Annotated in this window: 13 protein-coding genes; all 13 read right to left on the reverse strand. The window is 75.0% G+C overall.

Going from position 1 to position 15,075, the window contains the following annotated elements; all coding sequences use genetic code 11:
* Window positions 1–3: 3 nt before the first annotated feature.
* From ABZ573_RS03020 to ABZ573_RS03080, 13 genes are read right to left on the reverse strand one after another with little or no spacing between them, the layout of a single operon-like run.
* A complete protein-coding gene (locus tag ABZ573_RS03020) occupies window positions 4–924 on the reverse strand; it encodes a methionyl-tRNA formyltransferase (RefSeq protein WP_358115141.1) in 921 nt (306 codons plus the stop codon).
* Complete coding sequence (locus tag ABZ573_RS03025) at window positions 921–2,147, reverse strand: argininosuccinate synthase (protein WP_151453748.1); 1,227 nt, start codon at window positions 2,145–2,147, stop codon at window positions 921–923. Before ABZ573_RS03025 ends, ABZ573_RS03020 begins: the two co-directional genes overlap by 4 nt.
* Before the next feature lie 5 nt (window positions 2,148–2,152).
* Window positions 2,153–2,911, reverse strand: coding sequence for a 2OG-Fe(II) oxygenase (locus ABZ573_RS03030; RefSeq protein WP_151453749.1), 759 nt, complete (start codon window positions 2,909–2,911; stop codon window positions 2,153–2,155).
* 13 nt (window positions 2,912–2,924) lie between these two features.
* Complete coding sequence (locus ABZ573_RS03035; RefSeq protein WP_358115145.1) at window positions 2,925–5,354, reverse strand: condensation domain-containing protein; 2,430 nt, start codon at window positions 5,352–5,354, stop codon at window positions 2,925–2,927.
* Window positions 5,347–6,912 carry an amino acid adenylation domain-containing protein gene (locus ABZ573_RS03040; RefSeq protein WP_151453750.1) on the reverse strand — a complete coding sequence of 522 codons (1,566 nt, stop codon included), beginning with the start codon at window positions 6,910–6,912 and terminating at the stop codon, window positions 5,347–5,349. Before ABZ573_RS03040 ends, ABZ573_RS03035 begins: the two co-directional genes overlap by 8 nt.
* Window positions 6,913–6,922: 10 nt before the next feature.
* Window positions 6,923–7,864, reverse strand: coding sequence for a hypothetical protein (locus ABZ573_RS03045; protein ID WP_358115148.1), 942 nt, complete (start codon window positions 7,862–7,864; stop codon window positions 6,923–6,925).
* Entirely contained in the window at window positions 7,861–8,556 is a 696-nt protein-coding gene (locus ABZ573_RS03050; RefSeq protein WP_327030379.1) for a 4'-phosphopantetheinyl transferase superfamily protein, read from the reverse strand. The genes ABZ573_RS03045 and ABZ573_RS03050 overlap by 4 nt, the downstream gene beginning before the upstream one ends.
* The gene (locus tag ABZ573_RS03055) at window positions 8,550–9,695 is read right to left on the reverse strand and encodes an acyl-CoA dehydrogenase family protein (protein WP_151453753.1); all 1,146 of its coding nucleotides are present in this window, start codon (window positions 9,693–9,695) and stop codon (window positions 8,550–8,552) included. Before ABZ573_RS03055 ends, ABZ573_RS03050 begins: the two co-directional genes overlap by 7 nt.
* Window positions 9,688–10,845, reverse strand: a complete 1,158-nt coding sequence (locus tag ABZ573_RS03060; RefSeq protein ID WP_358115152.1) for an acyl-CoA dehydrogenase family protein — start codon at window positions 10,843–10,845, stop codon at window positions 9,688–9,690. The genes ABZ573_RS03055 and ABZ573_RS03060 overlap by 8 nt, the downstream gene beginning before the upstream one ends.
* Window positions 10,842–11,084, reverse strand: coding sequence for a phosphopantetheine-binding protein (locus tag ABZ573_RS03065; protein ID WP_089002193.1), 243 nt, complete (start codon window positions 11,082–11,084; stop codon window positions 10,842–10,844). Before ABZ573_RS03065 ends, ABZ573_RS03060 begins: the two co-directional genes overlap by 4 nt.
* A 7-nt stretch (window positions 11,085–11,091) precedes the next feature.
* Window positions 11,092–12,342, reverse strand: coding sequence for a type III PLP-dependent enzyme (locus ABZ573_RS03070; RefSeq protein ID WP_358115155.1), 1,251 nt, complete (start codon window positions 12,340–12,342; stop codon window positions 11,092–11,094).
* On the reverse strand, window positions 12,335–13,834 hold the full coding sequence (locus ABZ573_RS03075; RefSeq protein WP_358115158.1) for a class I adenylate-forming enzyme family protein: 1,500 nt from the start codon (window positions 13,832–13,834) through the stop codon (window positions 12,335–12,337). Before ABZ573_RS03075 ends, ABZ573_RS03070 begins: the two co-directional genes overlap by 8 nt.
* A complete protein-coding gene (locus ABZ573_RS03080; protein ID WP_358115161.1) occupies window positions 13,831–15,069 on the reverse strand; it encodes a phosphopantetheine-binding protein in 1,239 nt (412 codons plus the stop codon). The genes ABZ573_RS03075 and ABZ573_RS03080 overlap by 4 nt, the downstream gene beginning before the upstream one ends.
* Window positions 15,070–15,075: the final 6 nt, after the last annotated feature.

Here is a 15,075-nt window from a genome sequence, read left to right on the forward strand (position 1 = left end):
GTGTCAGTGAAGGTACTCGCCGAAGGTGGTGAAGTAGTCGATGGCGCGCACGGGTGGCCCGGTCTCGGTGGAGACCTGGAGCAGCACCACCCCGCGGTCGTCGCCGTCGCCCGGTCCGCCGCTGGCGACGACCACACCGCCGTAGTCGGCCTTGACGATCCGGCCGGGCGTGCCGCCGTGCGCCCGGGTCGGCCGGGTGGCGGCCTTGACCCACAGCCGGAACCCGCGGTGCGTCGTCCACGCGTTGACGAACGGGTCCGACTGGCCGCGCACCAGGTCGCAGATGGTGGTGGCGCTGTCCCGCCAGTCGATGCGGGTGTCCTCGACCCCGATCCGGTGGTAGAACGACGCGCCCTCGGGCGGCTGCGGCTCGCCCCGGTGGCCCTCGGCGACCCGCTCCAACGCCTCGAGCGTGACCGGCACGTACTCCGCGAGGAGCCGTTCCAGGATCTGCCCGGCGGTGTCGTGCGGGCCGATCTTCACGCGGGCCTGGGTGATGACCGGGCCGGTGTCCAGCTCCTCCGCCATGTAGTGCACGGTGAGGCCGGTCTCCTCCTCGCCGTTGCGGATGGCCCAGTTGACGGCCCCGAACCCGGCGTACGCGGGCAGCAGCGCGTCGTGCGTGTTGACCGCGCCGCGTTCCGGGATCCGCAGCACCTCCGCCGGCACCCGGGTCCGCCAGTTGGTGGAGACGATGAGTTCCGGTGCGAGGTCGCGCAGCTGCTCGTGCAGGTCGGGCTCGCGGGCGGTGGCCGAGTAGCGCACCGGCAGTCCCAGCTCCGCCGCGGCCAGCTCCACGTCCGGCTCGCCGAGCCCGCTGAACTCGGCCCGGTGGGTGAGCACCAGCAGCACCTCGTGGTGCGGTGCGATGCCCCGCAGCACGGTCGCGCCGAGCTCGCCGTACCCGAAGAAGACGATCCTCACGGCTTCGCCGCCCGGGTGGCCCGCCCGGCCCGGAAGCGGACGGTGTTGACCCGCAGCCAGCCGGAGGAGTCGCGCTGGTCGAACACGTCGTCCGCCTCGAAGGTGGCGAACGCGGTGTCGTAGCGGCTGTGCGGGGAGCGGCGGCCGATCACCTGGACGGTGCCCCGGTGCACCCGCAGGATCGCGTCGCCGGTGACGTCCTGCTGGCTGAAGTCGATGGCGGTCTGCAACATCAGCCGCTCGGGGGCGAACCACAGGCCCCGGTAGACCAGGGCGGTGTACTTCGGCATCAGCTCCTCCTTGAGCTGCGCCACCTCCGGGTCGAGCACCAGCGACTCCACCGCCCGGTGGGCGTGCCAGAGCAGGCTGCCCGACGGGGCCTCGTAGATGTTGCGGGTCTTCATGCCGAAGATCCGGTTCTCCACGATGTCGAGCCGGCCGATGCCGTGCCGGCGGCCGATCTCGTCGAGCGCCTCCAGCACGGCGCTGGCGGACAAGGGAGTCCCGTTGACGCCGACCGGGTTGCCGCCCTGGAAGTGGATCTCGACGGTCTCGGGCTCGTCGGGGGTGTCGGCGATGTCGCGCACCCGGAACAGCAGCCCCTCGGGCGCGGGCTGCGCCGGGTCCTCCAGCGCCTCGCCCTCGTACGAGGTGTGCAGCAGGTTGCTGTCGATGGAGTACGGCCGTTCGCCGCTGCTCAGGTCCAGCTCGATGCCGTGCCTGCCGGCGTACGCGAGCAGGTCGCTGCGGGAGGCCAGGTCCCACTCCCGCCACGGGCTGATCACCGTGAGGTCGGGGCGCAGCGCGGCGAAGGTCATCTCGAAGCGGATCTGGTCGTTGCCCTTGCCGGTGGCCCCGTGCGCCACGGCGTCGGCGCCGACCTCCTCGGCCACCCGCACCTGCGCGGCGGCGATCAGCGGCCGGCCGATGGAGGACCCCATCAGGTACTGCCCCTCGTAGAGGGCGTTGGCCCGGTACATGGGGAAGGCGTAGTCCCGGGCGAACTCCTCGCGCAGGTCGACCACCCGCACCTCGTCGGCGCCGAGCTTCTCGGCCTTGCGGGCGGCCGTGTCCAGCTCCTCGCCCTGCCCGAGGTCCGCGATGAACGCGGTCAGCCGGCAGCGGTACCGCTCCTTGAGCCAGACCAGGGCCACCGACGTGTCGAGCCCGCCGGAGAAGGCGAGCACGATGTGCTGGGGGGCGATGTTGTTCCGAGTCGACATGATGGTCACACCTCTCCGGCGGGCACGGTCGCCCACAGCTGGTCCATGGTTTCGTGGGTGAAGTCGCGGGTCAGGTCGGACGTCGAGGCGTACCCCATGTTGATGATCTTGCGGCGGCCCTGGCGGACCGGGGCGACCCGGTGCAGCGTGGTGTTGGTCCGCATCAGGTACAGGTCGCCGGGGAACAGCTCCATCGAGTAGATCGGACGGCTGACCAGCGCCCGGTTGATCTCCGGACGCTCCTTGTTCCAGACGGTGTTGGGCACGCACTGGACGAAGCCGCCGTGCTCCACCGGCGGGCACTCGACCACCCAGACCAGCGCGAAGGTGAAGTCGTCCCAGTGCCAGCCGTGGGTGTCGCCGTCCTTCTCCAGGCAGGTGATGACGAACTGCTCCGGCTCGTACGGGCAGGGGTGCACCGGCTCGCCGGCCACCTCCGACAACACCCGCAGGATCGGCTCCGCGGTGTAGATCCCGTTGATGACGGTGCCCAGTTCGGCGATCTCGGCCCGGGTCACGTTGCGCATCCGGCGCGGCGTGTAGTCGGTCTCGGCGAACCGCAGGTCCCGGCGCGTACCGGCCTTGTCGATCAGCTCGTTGACCTCGTCGGCGACGGCCTTCTTGACGCTGTCGGGGGCGACGAAGGAGACCTTCGCGTGCCCCAGGTAGGAGAAGTCGCGGCGGGCCGTGGCGATGTCGTCCGGCGCCACGTCGCGCTCCACGTGCTCCCGCAGTTCCTGGTACAAGACTCTCGAGTCGAACACGGATCCTCCTTGGTTAACCTCGCGCCGCCGCGACGCGCGCGAAATCGATGACGGCCGCCGCCACCTGCGTCACGGCGGCGGAATGCAACACTCCGAAGTGGTCGGTGCCGATCCGCTGGGACCGGGCCGCCCCGACCCGCGCCGTCCACTGGGCGAGCTGCGCGTCGAGCAGGTCCGCGCCGATCACCAGCGCGGGAGTGTCGACCGGGCCGTCGTGGACGTACTCGGCGCTGGCCCGGACGTGGCGCTCGTAGCTGCGCCACCGGTGCGCCAGCAGCGCCGTGGGCACGGGCTGCTGGACGGCGGCCAGGCTGGCCGCGAGCGCACCGAGGGCCAGCCGCTCGTCGAAGCCGGCCGGCTCCGGGCCACCCGTCACCCGGGGCCTCGGGGCGTCCGGCTCCAGGTCGAGGGCCCGGTGGATGTTCTCGGTGAAGGTGTCGAAGCGGTCCCGGACCTCGTCGGCCGGCAGCTCGTACCCGACGGGCGGGGCGGAGTCCAGCAGCACCAGCGCCGAGCGCCGTCCGGCCTGGTCGGCGGCCATCTGGTAGGCGACCTGACCGCCGAAGGACCACCCGCCGAGCAGGTCCGGGACCAGCCCCGCCGCGTCCAGGTCGGCCCGGTACCGGCGGGCCAGCGCCGCCACCGTCGGCAGCTCCGCGCTGTCGCGGGAGGCGGTCACCCGCCAGTGCTCCGGCAGCTCCGCCAGCAGGTCCTGGTAGTCCTGCGGGCTGCCCCCGGCGCCGTGCACGAGGTGCAGGTGCGGCCCCGGGCCCGCCCGCAACTCCACAAGCGTCGACTCCGCCGCCACCGGCTGCGACCCGTTGCCCAGCAGGTCGGCCAGCCGGCGGGGGGTCGGCTCGCCCAGCCACCGCACGACGTCCACCGCCGGTCGCCCGTCGGCCGTCAGCGCGTCCACGAGGCGCAGGGCGCTCAGCGAGTTTCCGCCGGCGGCGAAGAAGTCGACGTCCGCGTCGGCCGGCGGGCCGCCGAGCACGTCGGTCCAGGCGGCGACGACGTGCTGCCAGTCCGCCGACTCGGGCAGCGGGCCGGTCGCCCGGTCGCGGTCCACGGTGGCCGGGGCCGCGCGGCCGGCCCGGGCGCGGGTGGCGACGTCGAACGAGCCGACCGTACGCTGCGGCTCGGCGCCGCCGTCGGCCAGCACCTCGTCCAGGTCGTGCAGCAGGGCCAGCACGCTGCTCTCCCGGTAGCGCCCGGTGTGGTACTCGATCTCGGCGAGGTAGCCGCCGTCGGCCTCCCAGACGGACATCGCCAGGTCGGCCCGGGCGGCCCGGTTCGGGCTGGGCAGCAGCGTCGCCGGGACCGGGCCGAGCCGCAGGTCGGTGCCGATCGGGCCGAGGTAGCTCAGCAGCAGCGGCGCGGGATCGCCCAGCGCGCTCCGGGTCGCCTCGGGCAGCGCCCCGAACACCACCGGGTACGGCACCGCCTGGTGGGTCAGCATCTGCCACATCCCGTCCCGGGCGGCACCCACCACCCCCGCGACGGTGTCCGCCCCGTCGACCGTGGCCCGGGCCACGCAGAGGTTGGCGGTGTACCCGAGCAGCGCCTGGTCGCGGGCGGTCATCCGGTTCGCGGTCACCACGCCCACCGCCACGTCCGGCCCGGCGCCGGCCCGGGCGAGCACGATCTGCGCCGCGCCGAGGATGACCGCGAACGGGGTGGCGAAGGTGGCCTTCGCCAGGGCGGCGATCCCGGCGCCCGCCTCGGCGCTGAAGCCGTAGCGCAGGATCGCGCCGGGCGCGCCGCTGGCCACCTCGCCCGGCAGGTCGGGTTCCAGGACGGCGGAGGTGGCGCCCGCGAGCGCGTCGCGCCAGTACGCCAGGCTCTTGTCCCACCGGCCGTCCGTGCGGGCCGCGGCCTGCTCCCGCGCGTACGTGCTGAACGGCACCGGGTCGGCCGGGAAGCTGACGGCACGGCCCTCCCGAGTCGCCGCGTACGCCTCGGACAGCTCGCCGACGAGCAGTTGGACCGCCCAGCCGTCGAGCACCACGTGGTGCACGGTCAGCAGCACCTCGTGCCGGTCGCCGACCTGGACCAGGGTGATCCGGGCCAGCGGCGCCGCCTCCGGTTCCATCGGCCCGGCGTGCACCTCCTCGGCGACGAGCCGCAGCAGGGTGCCCGGGTCGGCCGGCCCCGGATCGTCCACCTCCACCCGGTGCAGGCCCACGACGATCCGGGGCGCCACCACCAGCGTGACGGCGTCCGCCTGCCGTACGACCGAGGTCCGCAACGCCTCGTGCCGGTCGACCATCGCCTGCCAGGCGACGGCCAGCGCCGCCTCGTCGAGCGGCTCGTCGACCGCGAGCCGCCAGGTGAGGTGGTAGACGGACCGGTTCCGGGCCCGCTGGTGCACCCACCACAGGGCCTCCTGCATGCCGGTGGCCGGGACCGGGCCCGGGGCCGCCCCGGCGTGCTGCTCAGCCACGGGTGGCGAGCAGCTCGGAGGTCAACCGCTTGCGGTCGACCTTGTCCACCTCGGTCAGCGGGATCTCCGCCCGGTGGTGGAACGCCCGCGGCCGCATGTACGGGGGCAGGTGTCCCACCAGGTGGGTGAGGTCGTCGTCGGCGAGCGCGGCGCCGGTGTAGACGGCGTGCAGGTCCAGCTCCCCGTCGGAGCCGGCCACGGTGAGCACCACGGCCTCCACCACGTCCGCGTGGGCGCGCAGGGCGGCCTCGATCTCGGCGAGCTCGACGCGGTTGCCGCGCACCTTCACCTGGTGGTCGATGCGGCCCTGGTGCACCAGCTCGCCGAACTCGCGACGGACCCGGTCGCCGGTGCGGTACCAGTGCGCGGCGGTCAGCGGCCCGGTGCCGTCGTAGAGCCGGGCCCGGTCGCCGTCGAAGGAGACGAACCGGCCCGCGTTCTCCGTCGGGTCCAGGTAGCCGGGGAAGCGCTGCTCACCACGGACGCACAGCTCGCCGTCGTCGCACGGGCGCAGGTCCTCGTCGAGCAGCACGTAGTCGAGGTGCGGGTAGATGTCCCCGATCGGCACCGACCGGTTCGACGACTCGATCCGGGCGGCCGGGTCGGCGGGCACCTCGTACGCGGTGACGATGACCGTGGTCTCGGTGGGGCCGTAGCAGTTGATCACGGCGGTGTTCGGCGCGGCGGCCGTCCAGTCGTTGACCTGCTCGATGGTCAGCGGCTCCCCGCCGAAGGAACTCAGCCGCAGCGTCGGCATGCTCTCCGGCGCCAGCGCCCGCAACCGCTTGGCGAACGAGATCAGCGACGGCACGGACAGCCAGTGCGTGAGCCGCTTCGTGTTGATGAAGCGCACCGGCGTCAGCACGTCGCCGCGCTGCGCCACGCACAGGGTGGCGCCGGTGCCCCAAGCGCCGAACATCGCCAGGATCGAGCCGTCGAAGCACATCTCGAAGGTCTGCGAGACCCGCGACTCGGGCCGGAACCGGTACCGCTTGGTCACCTCGGTCAGGAACGAGTCGACGTTGGCGTGGGTCGCCGGCACGCCCTTGGGCTTACCGGTGGTGCCGCTGGTGAAGATGATGTACGCGAAGTCGTCGCGGCCCCGCTCCACCTCCGGCGGGATCTCCGTCGCGTCGCCCGGGGCGAGGAACCGGCGCCAGCCCTCACCGGTCAGGTCGAGGACCGTGACGGTGGTCTGCGCCCGGAACTCGGCCAGCCCGTCGCCGGAGGTGTCGTCGACCATGACGAGGTCGAGCCCTGCCTCGTCGGAGATGGCGAGGTTCCGGGCCGCCGGATTGGCGGGGTTGAGCGGCACCACCGTCGCACCCAGCCGCAGGGCGGCCAGGTAGGCGATGTAGCCGACGAGGCTGCGGGAGGTGAGCAGCCCGACCCGTCGGGGTGGCCGCCCCGGCGCGCGCTGCATGGCGGCCGACAACCGCTCGGCCGCGGCCCGCAACTCGGCGTAGGTCAGTGCGTCCGAGGCGACCTCGATCGCCACGTTGTCCGGGTACTGCCGGGCCGACGTACGGAACCAGTCGTAGAGGGTACGGGTCTGCATCGCACATCCTTCACAAGGTCTGCCGGTGCGGGCGTTCCGCCGCCGGCGCTGGGGTGGTCGACCGGTCTCGTTCCAGGTGCCGCAGGTGGTCGAAGGTGGTCCGCACCAGCGCGGACCGGGGGCGTCCACGGCGGGCCGACTCCACCGCGAAGCGCAGGGCCCGGGGCAGGTCCGCCCAGGCCCGCACCGCCTCGTCGTCGCCGAGGTGGCGGTACCGGAACGTCCGGTGCTGCGCGACGGCCCACAGGTCGTCCAGGTGCGCCCCGGCGGCCTCCGGGTGCGCGACGACGTGGTCGCGGAGGAACTCCAGGGCCGCGTCCTCGTCCAGCAGCCAGTCGCCGGGCAGCTCCGGCTCGTCCCCGGCGCTGCCCGTACGGACCAGCCAGTGCGGGTGCCCGCCGGCTGGCGGGGGCATCCAGAAGCCGAAGGCCAGCGCGTTGCGCCGGTCCTGTTCCGGGCGCCACGCGGGCGGCGGGGTCATCGCGGCGAGCAGCCCGGCGGTTCCGAGCCAGCCGGCGTACGGCTCCTGTTCGCCGGCGGGCAGCAGCCCGCTGAACCCGTCGACCACGTGCCAGTCGTCGCCGCGCCGGTCGTCGACCAGCAGCCAGTGCGGCGCGTGGGCCGTGCCGCCGGTCGAGGGGGACCAGGGCAGCGCCACGTTGTCGGTGACCACCAGCACCCGGCCGTGGCGCCGCAGCTCCGCGTCGACGGACTCGACGATGCCGTCGGCCGGAGCGGTGGCCCACGCCAGTCGGGTGCCGTCCGGCAGCCGGTCGAGCGGCACCCGGTGGTGGGAGAAGGCGAGCTGCCCCTCCGGCAGGTCCGTGCGCACCGCGACGCGTACCGAGTCGGCGAACCGGTCGGGGGTGTCGGCGAACTCGCCGGCCCGGTAGCCGGCCAGGTTGGCGGTGTAGCAGCTCAGCCCGGCGAAGCGGGGGTCGGGGGCGGTCATCGCGTACCCACCACGTGCGCCACGCTCGCCGGCACCCGGCTGTGCCCGCGCAGGCTCACCCACCGCAGGTCGGCCCAGCGGCCCGTCCGTCGTCCCGCCGGCACTGGAATGGCCCAGGGCCGGCCGGCGAGGCCTGCGCCGGTCGCCTTCACGCACGCCTCCTGCACCGTCCAGATCCAGGCGAACTCGCGGTCCCGGGCCGGTGCGGGCAGCCGGTCCAGGGCGGCGCGGACCGCCGGGGCGCAGCAACGGCGCAGCAGGGCCGGCGGCGCGGGCACGGGCACCTGGACGTCGACGCCGACCGGCACGCCCCGGCCGAGCGCGGCGGCCACCGTCCCGGCGTCGTGGGACAGGCTGACGCTGATCCCCGGCCACTCGGGCAGGTGGGGCTGGCCGCCGTCGCGGGCGGCGATCGGCGTGGCGCCGGCCGCCCGGCCCAGCTCGGCGGCGAGCAGCAGGCGCAGCAGCGCCCGCGCGGCCAGCCGTTCGGCGCGCGGGCCGGCGGGGAGGTCACCGACGGTCGCCAGGTCCGCCGGGGCCGGCGGAAGGTGGGCGAGCAGTCGCTGCTCGGCCACGGCCACCCGCACCCGGGCGCCCAGCCGCAGCCGGACGATGCCCCGGTGGCGGCCCGTCGGGTCCCGGCGCGGCCGTGCCCGGCAGGCCAGCGCCGTCCGCTGCCGGGCCGTCACCACGGCCGGTCCCGCAGCAGGTCCGGCACGTGCTCGGCGATCCCGGCGAGCATCGCGCCGGTGGCGCCGCCGGCCGTGGCGAACATACCGGCGGCGGCCCGCAGCTGCGCCAGCCCGCCCTCGGCGTACGCCTCCGCGCCGAGCAGGGCGGCGCACTCGCCGAGCACCACGTCCAGGCCCTGCGCCACCGAGGTCTTCAGCAGCATGCTGGTCACCAGGGGCTCGGTGCTTCTCCGGTGGGCGTCGCAGGCCGCCCCGATCCGCCAGGCCTCCACCACGCACCGGGCGAACCGCTCCCGGATCGCCGCGTTGTCCCAGGCCCGGCCGTCGCCGAGGGGACGCTCGACGAGCCGGCGGTGGGTGTCGGCGAGCACCCGCCGGCACATCGCGGCGGCCCACACGCCGCCCGCGAAGCGTTCCGTGGCGATGTGCCGGGCGAAGCTGACCATGCCCCGGCCGGGCCGGCCGACCAGGTACGACCGGTCCAGGCACACCTGGTCGAAGTGCAGGTCGCCCAGGCCGGCGCCGCTCAGCGGGGTGCCCCGGGTCGCGGACACCCGCACGCCGGGGGCGTCGGTGGGCACCAGTACCCACACGAAGCTGGTGAAGTGCCGCTGCGGGCGGTGCCGGGCCAGCACGAGCGCGTGGCCGGCGGTGCGGGCGTTGGTGATCCACCGCTTCCCGCCGTCGAGCACCAGCGACCGGTCGTCGAGGCGTACCGTCGTGCCCAGCTCCATCAGGTCGGAGCCGGCGCCGTCGCGGTCCGTCGCGGCCAGCGCGAGCGTCGCGCGACCGGCGACCGCGTCGAGGTACGCGGCCCGCACCGGCCCGTCCGCCGGCTCCGCGTCGACCTGTTCGCGCAGGACGGGCAGCGCGCTGGCGACCTGGACGCAGACCGACAGCACCACCCCGACCGGGCAGTACGCGTCGAGGGTGCCGAGCAGCCCCGGCAGCTCGGCCGGCCCGAGGTCGCGCAGCAGGCCGTGCTCGCCGAGCGCCCGCCACACCGCGCGGGCGTCGGCGGGGGTGGCCAGCCCGCGCAGCGCCGCCTCGGTACGCGCGGCCACGTCGGCGCCGGGATCGGGTGCCGCCGGGACGGGCGCCGTGGGGGCCGTCGTCGGTGCCGTCCGCAGCTCAGGCAAGGTGCACCTGCCGGTCGCGCAGTGTCAGCGCCCCGTTGACGAGCAGCAGCCGGTCGTTGGCGTAGTTCAGCGAGGCCGAGCGGAGGTCCCGGAAGACGCGCTCCAGGTACAGCGGCGACGACCTGAGGTAGCCGTGCCGCAGGCCCACCAGCTCCACCATCTCGTCGGCGGCGGCGAAGCACTGCTCGGCGGCGTGCACCTTCAGGGAGTTGACCAGCAGCTGGGTCGACGGGTCGGCCACGTCCGGGGTGCCCTCCACGGCGGCGACGGTGTGCCGCAGCAGGGCGTTGACCAGGTCGAGCCGGCCCCGGACCCGGGCCAGCCGGGTCAGCAGCAGCTCCGAGGAGGGATCGAACTGGCCCCGGCCGGCGTCGCGGATGTGGTGCAGGATCCGCGACAGCGCGCCGGTCGCCGCGCCGAGCCACGCCGCCGACCAGCCGATGTGTGCCAGCGGCCCGAAGGTGGGGGCGACGATCTCGCGGAACTTCCCGGGTGCGCCGATCACCTGGTCGGCCGGCACCCGCCCGGTCAGCCGCATCGGCACGCTCTGGGTGGCCCGCATCCCGAGCGGCTGCCAGCCGCCGCGCACCTCCAGGGTCAGCTGGTCGCGGCGGGCGTACACCAGGGAGACCTGGCTGGGCGAGGTGGCGTCCGGCGCCAGCGTGGTGATGAGGTACGCGTCGGCGTGCTGGCCGCCCGTCACGATCGGGGCGTCCCGGTCGATCGTCAACGTCCCGGCGTCCTGCCGGACCGTCGACTCCGAGCTGAGCAGGTGTCCGCCCTTGCCGCGTTCGGTGGTCACCGAGGCGAGGTAGACGTCGCCCTTGCCGAGCTCCGGCAGGAGCCGCGCGGCGAGGGGCCCGTCGGCGTGCCGGACCACCGCCACCACCTGCTGGCAGTGCATCGCGAAGATCAACGCGACGGACATGTCCACCCGGGCCAGCCGCAGCGTCACGTCGACGAGGTCGCCGAGCCCGCCGCCCCCGCCGCCGTGCTCCGCCGGCACGAGCAGGCCGAGCAGGCCGGTGGCCCGCATCGCGTCCAGCGCCGCGACGGGGAACTCCGCCGCCTCGTCGGCCTGCTCCGCGTGCGCGGCGGCGGCGGCCAGCACCTGCTCCAGCGCGGCCTCGTGGCGGGTCGCGGCGCTCACGCCGCCCGCCCCCGCAGCGACTCGATGGTGTTCCACAGGCTGCCCGCGGTGGCGAAGGTGCTGTCGGTCAGCAGCTCGTCGGGCATGGACACGCCGTAGGTGTCCTCGATGGTGAACAGCAGCTCGATCGCGCGCATCGAGTCCAGGCCCAGCTCGTTGAGCGAGGCCTCGGCGGTGATGGGCTGCGTTCCCGCGTACTTGAGGAACGGCTTGAGCAGGTCCGGAAAAGCGGCGTCCATTGTCAGATCAACCCCTGTCGCTGCCGATGACGGTGTGCCGGGTGAGCTCCAGCCGGGTCACGCCGGTGATCCGGCCCCCGGCGACGGTGACCTCGACCGGCATGGGATGCGCGAGGAAGGCCACCAGGCTGGCGTAGAGGCCGTACGCGCCCACGTTGGGCACGGCGACCAGCTGGCCCGGGACCAGCGGCGGGAGGGCCGCGGCGCGGGCCCACGTGTCCAGCGGCGTGCACAGCGGACCGGTGACGATGGTCCCGGGCACCGGCGCGCCGGCCGCCGCGTCCACGGTGACCAGGTCCGGCACGATCGGCGGCAGCCGGCGCAGCCCGGACATCCCGCCGAGGTGGTGGATGCCCGACTCCAGCACCACCACGGTGGCGCCCTGCGACCGCTTCACGTCCAGGACCCGGGTGACCAGCGTGCCGCAGGTGCCGACCAGGTACCGGCCGGACTCGAAGGCCACGCCCGGCCCGCGCTCCGGCCAGCCCGGGAAGGCGTCGCCCAGCAACGCCGTCAGCCGGTCCGCCAGCTTCGGCAGCTCCGGTCGGTCGCCGGCCCGCGCGAAGGGCGCCCCGAAGCCACCGCCCAGGTCGATCAGCTCCGGCTGCGTCCCGGTCGCCGCCGCCAGCCGCCGTACGGTGTCGACGGACTGGGTGAACTGGGCGAGCAGGGCGTCCTCGCCGTCGACGTTGCTGCCCATGTAGAGGTGGAACCCGACCGGGGACACGTTCCGGCGCGGCCCGAACAGCTCGGGCCGGTCCAGCACCCAGCGCACGTCCGCGCCGAACTGCGAGGCGACGCCGGTCATGGTGAGGCCCTGCCCGGGGGCCGGGGTGTCGTCGTTGATGCGCACCAGCGTGCGGACCTCGACGTCGTGCTCGCGGGCCACCCGGTCGAGCTGGTCCAGCCCGTACGGCGAGTCGACGGAGAAGAGCCCGACGCCGGCCCGTACGGCCTCGACCAGGTCGACGTCCCGCTTGCCGGGGCCGGTGTAGAGGATCTCGGCCGGATCGCAGCCGGCCGCCAGCGCGACGCGCAGCTCGCCGGGGGAGCAGACCTCCGCCCGGCACCCCGCGGCGGTGAGGTCGGCGACCACCGTCGGGTGCGGGTTGGCCTTGAGCGAGTAGAACAGCTCGGCGGGCCCGGGCAGGGCGGCCCGCAGCGCGGCGTACGAGCGGGCCAGCTCGTCGGTGTCGTAGAGGTACGCCGGGGTCTGCGGCGCGTCCGGCCGGTCGAAGAGTTCCGCGAGCTCAGACACGGGCGCGCTCCGACCACATCCGGTACAGCTCCGCCCGGTCGACCTTGCCGTTGCGGGTCAGCGGGATCTCCGGCACGACCAGGCAGGTCCGGGGCGTCTTGATCTCGTCGAGTTCGGTGCGCAGCGCGGCGAGCACCTCCGGCGCGGTCAGCTCGGTCACCGCGAACAGGGTGGCCGAGTCGCCGCCGTCCTCGGCGCGGGGCGGCAGCACGGCGGCGGCCTGCATCTGCGGTATCCGGTGCGCCGCCGCCTCGACCTCGGTGACGCTGACGCGGATGCCGCGTTCCTTGTAGATGTCGTCGCGCCGGCCGACGAAGTAGAGGTAGCCGTCGGCGTCGAGCCAGCCGTGGTCGCCCGTGCGTAGCTGGGGGAAGAGCCCCTCGGCGCGGGGGAAGCGCTGCGCGGTGAGGTCCGGGCGACGCCAGTAGCCGGCCATCACGTGCGGGCCGCGGACCACGATCTCGCCGACGGTGCCGGGCGGCACCGCCGCGCCGTCCGCGTCCACGATCAGGATCTCGGTGCCGGGCAGGGCCCGCCCGGAGGCGCCGGGCCGGCGCAGGTCCTCGTCCACCGGCATGATCGCGGCCCGCTTGCACTCGGTGAGCCCGAACATCAGCTGTACGCGCAGCGTGGGGATCCGGGCGCGCAAGTCGCGCAGCACCTCGGGCGGCATCGCCGCGCCGGTGTTGGTGAGCAGGCGCAGCGCCGGCACGGCCGTGCCCGGGCGGGACAGCATCCGGGCCAGGCCACGGGCGAGGGCGGGCACGGCGGGCAGCACGGTCGCGCCGCTGTTCACCAGGTGCCGGGGCAGCGTCGGGCCGGTGTCGGCGGGGGAGGCCAGGTGCAGCCGGGCGCCGGCCAGCGTGCTGAGGAAGATCTGGTACATGCCGTAGTCGAAGGAGAGCGGCAGGGCGCACCACACGACGTCGTCGGCCCGGTAGCCGAGCTGGGCGGCGATGGCCCCGGCGGCGAAGACCACCTGCGCGTGGGTGGACACCACCGCCTTCGGCATGCCGGTGCTGCCGGAGGTGTAGATGAGGCAGACCGGATCGACGGCCAGCGGGGCCGCCGCCGGCTCGGCGTCCGGGCCGTCGCGCACGATCCGGCGCAGCTCCGCCGAGCCGACGGCCGGCACCCCGTGCTCGGCGGCCACGGCGAGCGCCCGGGGGCTGTCGCTGACGAGCAGCGCCGGCTCGGCGTCGGTCAGCACGTGGGCCAGGGCGATCGCGGGGGACTGGTCGTTGACGACGCTGAACACGGCGCCCGCCCGGGAACAGGCGTACAGCAGGGCGGGCAGCAGCGGGTCGGTGGGCAGGCAGACCACCACCCGCTCGCCCCGGCCCACACCCCGCCCGGCGAGCCAGCCGGCGCCCCGCCGACTGGCGGCGTCCAGCTCGCCGTAGCTCTGGACCAGGTCGCCGTGCGCGATCGCCGGTGCGTCCGGCCGGGCGGCCGCGGTGCGGTCCAGCAGTTCGTGCAGCAGCCCGCTCACCGGCCCGACACCCCCTGCGTCGCCGGCCGGGCCCGCTCGAACACGGCGCCCAGCGAGTCGAGGTCGTGCAGGGCCGTCCCGGTGAGGTCGTCCGGGTCCAGCTCCACCCCCAGCCGGGTCTCCGCCCGCTCGATCACCTCGACCAGCCGGAACGAGTTGAAGCCCGACAGCGTCCGCAGCGGACGCCCGTCGACCGGCACCTCCGGGCCCACACCGAGGACGCCACGCACCTCGTCGGCCAGCACCTCGCGGATCCGGCCCAGGTCGGCGGTCGGCCCGCCCCTCGGCGGTGGCACCGGCCCGGCGTCGGCGAGCCGTCCGGCGAGCGCCACGTCGTCGCGCAGCAGGCCGGCGAGCTGGTCGAGGACGGGGGCGGGGAAGACGCCGCCCCGGCGGACCCGGCGCATCGCCACGTAGCTCTGCCCGGCGAGCGCGAGCCAGGCGTCGGCGCGACCGGCGGCCTCCCGTGCCGCGTCGGCGGCGTCCGGGTCGCCGGCCAGCCAGGCGGCGTGCAGGGCCCGGGACCGGCCGAGCAGCCACACGTCGAGCACCAGTTGGGCCGCCACCTCCGCCTCGCCCGCCCGCCGTCGGACGGCCGCCAGGTAGTCCTCGATCCGGTCGGCCTCGGCGCGCAACGCGGCGGCGTTGTCCCGCAGCACCGCCGCCCGGTCGAGCACCGGGGCGCCGTCGGCGACGACGGTCATCGCGGTCGCTCGGGGCACCGCCGCGTCGAAGTCGGCGGCCGACATCCGCCACGTCCCCGGTCGCGCGTCACCCCACTGGGTGGAGTTGTGGTAGCCGTCGACCACGACGCAGTGCTCACCGGCGTCGACCAGCAGGAAGCTGTGCTCCATGTGCTGGTTTCCGGCGTACGGCAGCCAGCTCATGGTGAACGTGTCGGCGACCACGTAGAGCGGCGAGTGCTCGGCCACCAGCTCGCGCAGCCGCGCGCCCGGCACGTCGTCCCAGCGTCGGGCGACCCGCAGGCCGAGCAGGTCGGCCGCCTCGGCCAGCCGCTGGTCCACCGACGCGGTCACCGCCGGCGTCCCGGCCGGCCCCTCGGCGGTGTGGAAGCGCAGGGTGGCCCCGAGCGCCAGGTGCGCCCCGGGCCCGTAGGCCCGGTCGGCCAGCGCGGCCAGGTTCACCTGCACGCAGTCCAGCACGTCGGCGCGGAGACCGGTCAGCACCGGCGTCCACTCCCGGCTGCGCGTCGGCACCGCAGGCACAGCGACCATGTCACG

It is taken from the genome of Micromonospora sp. NPDC007220, from assembly GCF_040634035.1.
GTDB classification, from domain to species: Bacteria; Actinomycetota; Actinomycetes; order Mycobacteriales; family Micromonosporaceae; genus Micromonospora; species Micromonospora reichwaldensis.

What these genes read in the sequence shown, in the direction of transcription:
- ABZ573_RS03025 (WP_151453748.1), bottom strand. Translation starts at nt 2,147, where the DNA reads ATGTCGACTCGGAACAACATCGCCCCCCAGCACATCGTGCTCGCCTTC.
- ABZ573_RS03040 (WP_151453750.1), bottom strand. Translation starts at nt 6,912, where the DNA reads ATGCAGACCCGTACCCTCTACGACTGGTTCCGTACGTCGGCCCGGCAG.
- ABZ573_RS03045 (WP_358115148.1), bottom strand. Translation starts at nt 7,864, where the DNA reads ATGACCGCCCCCGACCCCCGCTTCGCCGGGCTGAGCTGCTACACCGCC.
- ABZ573_RS03065 (WP_089002193.1), bottom strand. Translation starts at nt 11,084, where the DNA reads ATGGACGCCGCTTTTCCGGACCTGCTCAAGCCGTTCCTCAAGTACGCG.
- ABZ573_RS03080 (WP_358115161.1), bottom strand. Translation starts at nt 15,069, where the DNA reads ATGGTCGCTGTGCCTGCGGTGCCGACGCGCAGCCGGGAGTGGACGCCG.